This window comes from Mesorhizobium sp. M8A.F.Ca.ET.021.01.1.1 (assembly GCF_003998025.1).
In the GTDB taxonomy this organism is placed as follows: Bacteria; Pseudomonadota; Alphaproteobacteria; order Rhizobiales; family Rhizobiaceae; genus Mesorhizobium.
The window spans coordinates 1-2897 of record NZ_RZSJ01000699.1 but is presented as its reverse complement, the minus strand read 5'-3'; the positions used below and the strand labels follow the sequence as shown (position 1 = coordinate 2897).

At 64.9% G+C, this 2897-nt stretch carries 4 protein-coding genes; 3 read left to right on the top strand and 1 reads right to left on the bottom strand.

Annotation, left to right across the window (positions count from 1 at the left end; translation table 11 throughout):
- Both EOA36_RS32425 and EOA36_RS32420 read left to right on the top strand, forming a co-directional pair.
- On the top strand, positions 1–273 hold a 273-nt coding region (locus EOA36_RS32425; RefSeq protein ID WP_189553465.1), incomplete at its 5' end, for a nucleoside hydrolase.
- A 103-nt stretch (positions 274–376) separates the two neighbouring features.
- Positions 377–1051 (top strand): TetR/AcrR family transcriptional regulator, encoded by a 675-nt coding sequence (locus EOA36_RS32420; protein WP_127280897.1) that lies wholly within the window; start codon positions 377–379, stop codon positions 1049–1051.
- Positions 1052–1066: 15 nt separating this feature from the next.
- Here the strand turns inward: EOA36_RS32420 and EOA36_RS32415 are convergent, their stop codons facing one another.
- Complete coding sequence (locus EOA36_RS32415; RefSeq protein WP_127280896.1) at positions 1067–1708, bottom strand: class I SAM-dependent methyltransferase; 642 nt, start codon at positions 1706–1708, stop codon at positions 1067–1069.
- Positions 1709–1990: 282 nt separating this feature from the next.
- Here EOA36_RS32415 and EOA36_RS32410 point away from each other — a divergent pair.
- Positions 1991–2897 (top strand): alpha/beta hydrolase (locus EOA36_RS32410; RefSeq protein WP_281040102.1); only part of this gene is annotated, 907 nt, incomplete at its 3' end.

Below are 2897 nucleotides of genomic sequence, written 5' to 3'. Positions count from 1 at the left end.
GACTTCTACCGCCAGTACGGCACCCACAAATTCGAGACGCCGGCGCGCCCCATCCACGATGCCTGCGTGACAGGTTATCTCCTGGCGCCGCAAATCTATGAACAGCGCCAGTGCGCGGTGACGGTCGACATTGTCTCGCCGGAGACGATCGGCATGACGGTCGTCGACTGGTGGCATGTCACCGGTCGGCGCAAGAACTGCAATGTGCTGCGGCGCATCGATCCGGCGCCGTTCTTCGAACTCATGCTGGAGCGGATAAGCGCATTGCCCTGAGTTGCGCCTTCCGCGATAGATGGGCACTTGATGAGTCGCGAAGCGCATCGGAGCCGGCAAACGGATTGCAGGCGTTGAGCATGGCGATGAAGGTCTTGACCACATGAAAGCCGACAGCGCCCCTGGCAGAGGCAAGAGACCGCCCAAAGCCGCCGCGCCCGCGAAGGCGGCGCGGCAGACGCTGAGCCGCGAGGCCTGGATATCGGCGGCGCGCAAGGTGCTGGAGAAACACGGCATCGGCGAGGTCAAGATCGACCGCCTCGCCAAGCAGTTCAAGGTGACGCGCGGCAGCTTTTATTTCCATTTCACCAGCCTGGCCGATCTTCGTGACGGACTGCTGCAGGAATGGCGGGACATCAATTGCGAGCCCTTCTGGGCGATGCGCGAGATACTAGATATAGACGGCCTGCAGTTCTTCACCGACATCGTGCATGTCTGGGTCGACGAGGCCCCGTTCAGTCCCCTGCTCGACCTCGCCGTGCGCGACTGGTCGCGAACTTCGAAAAAGCTGGCGCGGGAAGTCAAGGATATCGACGACCTGCGCATCGAGCTCCTAATCCGTTCCTTCCGCGCCATGGGTTATCCCGAGGATGAGAGCCTGGTCAGGGCCCGCATCACCTATTTCCACCAGATCGGCCAATACGCTCTGTCCTTCAAGGAGGACCCGGCGGTGCGCCGGAGCTACCAGCCGCTGTTCGGCGAAGTGCTGCTCGGCCCGCTGGTCCAGGAGCCGGGTTCGGCGCCGAGGCCGGTGGAAATACGTGGTGGGCGGCGATAGCAGGGCGAAGGCGCATCAGCCCGTTGGGGGTATCGCGATGCCGGCATGGTGACTTCCCAACTGCCAGAAGGGTAGCCGGAACCGTTCACGCTCCGCTTCGACGACATGGAAGCCCGCCGCCCGGATCAGGTGCAATGGATCGCGGTTGAGGTGGCAGCCGCCGGCGAGTCGGCCCCAGGACCGGTTCAGACGCTCCTGCCATTTGCGGCAGCGCGGCCCCTCGGCCTGGCCATGCTCTATGAAGATCAGCCGGCCCGTGGGCTTCAGGATGCGCCGGATCTCGGTCAGCGCCGCCTCGGGATCCGGAATGGTGCAGAAGGCGTAGGTGACGACGACCGTGTCGGCGAAGCTGTCGATCAACGGCAGTCTTTCACCGCTGGCCCGGATACAGTCGACCTTGAATGGCAAGGAACGGCTCTTCGGTTCGGCCAGGCCGAGCATCGTGCCGTCGGGATCGACGCCGACCAGCCGCTTCACCCTGCCGGCGTCGTAATAGGGAAGGTTCAGGCCGGACCCGAAACCGACCTCGACGACAACGCCATCTGCCCGTGGGATCAGGCGCCGTCGCATATGCGTGAAAGTGCGGGCTGAACAGCCGACGTGGACGAAGTAGGGAGCCATGCAGCGCGCGTACCAGGAGAGACAGGATTGGCACATGTCTCAGCCTCCCTGCCCTGCGCCGGCAGCGCCAACAGGGGCGCCACCGCCGGCAACAGGCCCTGCTGTGCAATGGTGGATGAGAGTATTGACCAGTGACATTTCTCGCTCCAAGGGAGTCTCATGATCGGGCCCGATCGGCCCGATGTCGTGGGAATGGATAGAAGGCCGGCGTCCCCTCAGCGTCCCCGCATGGCCGTGGTCGGATCGATGGAGCGATTGGAATTCCGATTTCTGGGTTTTCCGGAGTTCCGCTTGAGCGGCCGGCGGGTGGAACTTGCCTTGCGCAAGGCGGCGGCGCTCCTCATCTACCTGGCCGAGGCCGGCGGACCGGTGGCGCGCGATGTCGTCGCCACGCTTCTGTGGCCCGAGACCGACGAACAGCTCGCTCGCGCCCGCCTTCGGCGGACACTCTATAAAATCCGCATCGCGTTCGACAGAGAGATCATCGCCGCCACAGGCGCCTCGCTGAGCCTGCACCCGGCCTTGTCCGCCGAGATCGACACCAGGGTTTTCGAGCAGGCCTGCAATTCCCGCTCTCTCGACGAGGCAGCCGACATCTACAACGACGATTATCTCGCCGGCTTCTCGCTGCCGGACAGTCCGGAATTCGAGGAATGGATCTTCTTCCGGCGAGAGACCTTGCGCGGCCGGCTGGTGCAGGCGCTGGAGCGGCTCGTCGAAGCCAAGATCGCCGGCGGCGAGCCGCGCGGCGCGGTCGTTCATGCGACACGGTTGACGGCGCTCGACCCTTTGAGCGAAAGCGCGCACCGCCACCTGATCCATGTCCACCTGGCCGCCGGGGACAGGGCCGCGGCCGAGCGCAAGATTGAGACGTGCATCCGGCTCTTGCGGGACGAACTCGGCGTAGCGCCGGACCCCGCCACGCTAGCCATGCTGCGCGAGCCAACTCAGGACGCTACCGTGGACGTGCCCAGGACGTGCTACGTCGCAGTGGACGGCATTCACATCGCGTACCAGATCGTCGGTAGCGGCCCGACGGACATCGTGCTTGTTCCCGGCTTCATTTCGCATGTCGAGCGTATCTGGGAAGACCCGGGCTGCCGCGCCTGGCTGACCGCGGTTTCGCGCCTGGGTCGCCTGATCCTCTTCGACCGGCGCGGCATGGGGCTTTCAGACCGCGTCGGCGCCCGCCCCACGGTCGAGGCGACGGCGCAGGATATTCTGG

Coding starts and splice junctions, on each gene's coding strand:
- EOA36_RS32420 (WP_127280897.1), top strand. CDS start 377: ATGAAAGCCGACAGCGCCCCTGGCAGAGGCAAGAGACCGCCCAAAGCC.
- EOA36_RS32415 (WP_127280896.1), bottom strand. CDS start 1,708: ATGTGCCAATCCTGTCTCTCCTGGTACGCGCGCTGCATGGCTCCCTAC.